Origin of the sequence: Pseudoalteromonas sp. Z1A6 (genome assembly GCF_011378745.1) — a bacterium.
GTDB lineage: Bacteria > Pseudomonadota > Gammaproteobacteria > Enterobacterales > Alteromonadaceae > Pseudoalteromonas > Pseudoalteromonas arctica.
Window position 1 is genome coordinate 1 of the sequence record NZ_WTKW01000346.1, and the last position, 4,321, is coordinate 4,321.

The window sequence follows — 4,321 nt, forward strand, 5'->3', positions numbered from 1 at the left end:
CATTTTTAGTTATACTATCGGCGCTTAATTTTAGTGTAAATAAGCAGTGTTAAGAGTTCTGCTTTTATAAAAAACATTTTTAAATCAATTGATTGAAAAAACTAGAGGATATTTCCATGTCTAACCGAACGCAACTAGCAAGTTGGCAAGCACTAGAGCAAAGTGCAGCTAAGATGAAACAAACACATCTGAAAACGTTATTTGCACAAGATGACACGCGCTTTTCTCAGTTTTCGACTCAAGTACCTGGCGTATTATTCGACTATTCTAAGCAACTTATTGATAACGATGTTTTTGCAAACTTAATGTCGCTTGCTAAAGAATGCGATATTGCATCGTGGCGCGATAAAATGTTTAGCGGTGAAAAAATCAATATCACCGAGGATCGCTCAGTACTACATACGGCACTTCGTAATCGTGCTCACACTCCATTAATAGTAGATGGCGAAAACGTAACACAAGCCGTAGACAACGAATTAGCTAAAATTAAAGTGTTTGTAGAAAAAGTTCGTAGCGGTAAATGGTTAGGCTATACCGGTAAAGCGGTAAAAGATGTGGTAAGTATTGGCGTAGGTGGTTCTAACCTTGGCCCACAAATGGCAACAGAGGCATTAAAAGCACTTGCTGATGATACGTTAAATGTTCATTACGTATCTAATGCTGACGGTGTACAAATTTCGTCTATATTAAAAGCCATTGACCCTGAAACAACATTATTTGTTATTTCGTCAAAAACATTTACTACGTCAGAAACTATGACAAACGCTAAAACAGCGGTTGACTGGTTTTTACAAACAACAAAAGATGAAAGTACAATTGCAAAACACTTTGTTGCAGTAAGTACAAATTTAGAAAAAACGGCAGCTTTTGGTATCAGCGACGAAAACGTATTCACTATGTGGGATTGGGTTGGCGGTCGCTTTTCACTTTGGAGTGCGATAGGCTTACCAATTGCTTTATATTTAGGCTACGACGCCTTTGAAGCAATTTTAGAAGGCGCGTTTGAAATAGACGAGCACTTTAAATCTGCGCCGTTTGAGCAAAATATACCATTAATTATGGCATTGCTTAGTGTATGGAATACGAGCTTTTTAGGCTACACAGCGCAAGCTATATTACCGTACGACCAATCACTGCATATGTTGCCTGCTTATTTACAGCAAGGCGAAATGGAAAGTAACGGTAAACACGTTAACTTTGCAGGCGAAACGGTACCTTATACTACAGTTCCAATTATTTGGGGCATGACGGGTATTAATGGTCAGCACGCGTTTTATCAGTGTTTACACCAAGGTAATGTAATTGTACCTGCAGATTTTATTGCATCAGTTAAGCCACAAGTGAATGTTGATAAGCATCACGATATTTTATTATCAAACTTCTTTGCACAAACAGAAGCGATGATGAGTGGTGTAGATGCAACGCAAGTTACTGCTGATTTAACCGCTAAGGGTAAATCGCAAGCAGAGATTGATGAGTTATTAAATCATAAAATTCATCAAGGCAATCGTCCTACAACGTCTATGCTATTAGATACAGTAGATGCTAAAACAGTGGGCCGTTTAATTGCACTGTATGAGCATAAGATATTTTGCCAAGGCATTATTTTAGAAATATGTTCGTTTGACCAATGGGGTGTAGAACTGGGTAAAGGTTTAGCATCTAAAATTGAGAGTGAACTCACTGATGAAAGCGTTAAACATGCTCATGATAGTTCGACAAACGGCTTAATGGCGTACTACAAACAAAACCGTACGCAGTAAAAAATTCGCTTACGCAAGTAAGTAAACCGAGTACCTTTGAACGGGTAGCGCTGGAGTGCTTAGGGTCTGTATTTTTGTGAGAGGAGATACAGGGCCCCTAAGGCTCATTTAATAAGCGCAATGATAAAAATAATAATAAATCATCGATACAGAACAATTCAGCAGGCTTTTATTTAAATACAGCTATAAAAGCCATCTAATCTAGCAATAAATAGGCATACCCGCGCATTTATAAAGTGTACTGGGTATCACAACGTAGAGAGTAACTATGCTTAATCCTTTTGATATTATAATTTTTGGGGGCGGTGGTGATCTTGCGTTACGCAAATTGCTACCTGCAATGTACAGAGCATATCAAGAAGGTAACTTACCTGAAGGCTCACGTATCCTACCAACAGTACGCGAAGAATCGAAACGTGCTGAATACATAGAAACAGCGCATAAAGCATTACAAGAATTTTTAAGCAAAGGTGAGTTTAACGCTAAAGATTGGAAAGCATTTTCTACTTTTTTAGTGCCAGTGGTAAGTAATGTTACAGAAGCAGACGACAACTGGGATGTGCTAAAAGGCATTTTAGATGAGCACGAAAGCACTAAGTCTCGCGTGTTTTATTTATCGCTTCCGCCTGCTGTTTACGGCACATGTTGTGAAATATTATCGACTAAAGGTTTAATTACACCTACATCACGCGTTGTTGTTGAAAAGCCTATTGGTTATTGCGGTGATTCTGCTGAAGCAATTAATGGAAAAATTGCAGAATTTTTTAATGAAGAGCAAATTTTCCGTATTGACCATTACTTAGGTAAAGAAACAGTACAAAACTTAATGGCGCTACGTTTTTCAAACTCATTGTTTGAAAATATGTGGGATGCTAAATCTATTGATAACATCCAAATTAGCTTATCAGAAACTGTTGGCCTTGAAAGCCGTGCTGGTTTTTACGATAAAGCCGGTGCACTTCGTGACATGGTTCAAAACCATTTATTACAACTACTTTGTTTAGTTGCAATGGAGTCGCCTAATAAGCTTAACGCTAACAGCATTCGTAACGAAAAATTAAAAGTATTAGAAGCACTTCGCCCACTAGTAGGTGGTGATGTTGATGAAAATATTGTGCGTGGTCAATACGTACCAGGTGACTTAAACGGTAAAATTGTACCGGGTTACTTAGAAGAGCTAAATGAAGGTTCTAGTAAAACAGAAACGTTTGTAGCTATTCGTGCGCATATTGATAACTGGCGCTGGGCGGGTGTTCCATTTTACCTTCGTACGGGTAAACGTATGGCTAAGCGCTGTGCAGAAATTGTGGTTGAATACAAAAAAGTATCTCACAATATCTACGAAGATAACGTGGGTAATATCGAGCCCAATCGTCTTGTTATTCGTTTGCAGCCAGAGGAAACAATTCAACTAACGCTTATGTCTAAGCGTCTTGATAACCTTCAAATGCAACTTGAACCAGTAACAATGAATATTGAGCTTTCACAAGCTTACAGCAATGGTTTTCACTCAGATGCGTACAAGCGTTTAATGCTTGATGCCGCTGCAAATAACCCATCATTATTTATTCACCGTGATGAAGTTCGTCAAGCGTGGAAATGGATTGATCCAATCATTGACCGTTGGCAAGACAAAGGCAAGCCTGCGCTTTACCGTGCTGGTAGCTGGGGTCCTGAGGATGCTGATGAACTATTGGCAGAAAAAAGCCACGTGTGGTTTAACACAGGCGATAAGGTATAAGCATGGCAACACTAGTTGAAAAATTTTTTGACGATAAAGATGCGTTAACAGCTGAGCTTTCTGCAACGCTTGAGCAATCACTACGTGATGGTATTAAAAATGATGGCCGTGCTGTATTAATGGTGTCGGGTGGCTCGTCTCCTGCGCCCGCTTATAAACATCTATCAACGCTTGATTTAGATTGGCAACATGTTGATGTTGCTATGGTTGATGAACGCTGGGTAGACCCAAGCCATGAAAAAAGTAACGAAGCGTTTATTAAAAGCACGTTATTACAAAATTTTGGCAGTGCTGCAAACTTTATAACCATGAAAAACGATGCTGCAACCGCGCAGCAAGGCAGTGAAGTGTGTGAAGCCGCTTACAGTGCTTTAAAAGCGCCATACGATGTAACTATTCTAGGCATGGGCCCAGATGGTCATACAGCGTCGTTATTCCCAAATGCAGACGGTTTAGAGCACGGTTTAACAACTGAGCAAACAGTATGTGCAATTAATGCGATACAAAGTGATGTGACGGGTAGTATTACTGAGCGAATGACCTTAACGCTAAATGCCATTGCGCAATCTAAAGTGGTTAAGCTTTTAATTAGCGGTGAAGAAAAACTCGCTGTTTATAAGCAAGCAAAAGCGGGCGGCGATGTTCATGACATGCCACTTCGCGCTGTGCTTAATCACCCAAGTATAAATATTGAAGTATATTGGGCGCCTTAATTTAGGTGCTAATTTAACTTTTAAAGGCCGCTTATATAAGCGGCCTTTTTTATTTGCTCAAATTTAAGCCTAAACACTGCAAAAAAACAGTCCTGAACTGTTAA

At 39.4% G+C, this 4,321-nt stretch carries 3 protein-coding genes; all 3 read left to right on the forward strand.

Annotated features, from left to right (window positions below; genetic code table 11):
- The first annotated feature begins 116 nt into the window (after positions 1–116).
- Positions 117–1,763 (forward strand): glucose-6-phosphate isomerase, encoded by a 1,647-nt coding sequence (gene pgi / locus GQR46_RS16760; protein WP_165741604.1) that lies wholly within the window; start codon positions 117–119, stop codon positions 1,761–1,763.
- 268 nt (positions 1,764–2,031) lie between these two features.
- A complete protein-coding gene (gene zwf / locus GQR46_RS16765; RefSeq protein WP_101163306.1) occupies positions 2,032–3,504 on the forward strand; it encodes a glucose-6-phosphate dehydrogenase in 1,473 nt (490 codons plus the stop codon).
- Positions 3,505–3,506: 2 nt separating this feature from the next.
- Positions 3,507–4,217 carry a 6-phosphogluconolactonase gene (pgl, locus tag GQR46_RS16770; protein ID WP_165741606.1) on the forward strand — a complete coding sequence of 237 codons (711 nt, stop codon included), beginning with the start codon at positions 3,507–3,509 and terminating at the stop codon, positions 4,215–4,217.
- Positions 4,218–4,321: the final 104 nt, after the last annotated feature.

Coding starts and splice junctions, on each gene's coding strand:
- pgl (WP_165741606.1), top strand. CDS start 3,507: ATGGCAACACTAGTTGAAAAATTTTTTGACGATAAAGATGCGTTAACA.
- zwf (WP_101163306.1), top strand. CDS start 2,032: ATGCTTAATCCTTTTGATATTATAATTTTTGGGGGCGGTGGTGATCTT.
- pgi (WP_165741604.1), top strand. CDS start 117: ATGTCTAACCGAACGCAACTAGCAAGTTGGCAAGCACTAGAGCAAAGT.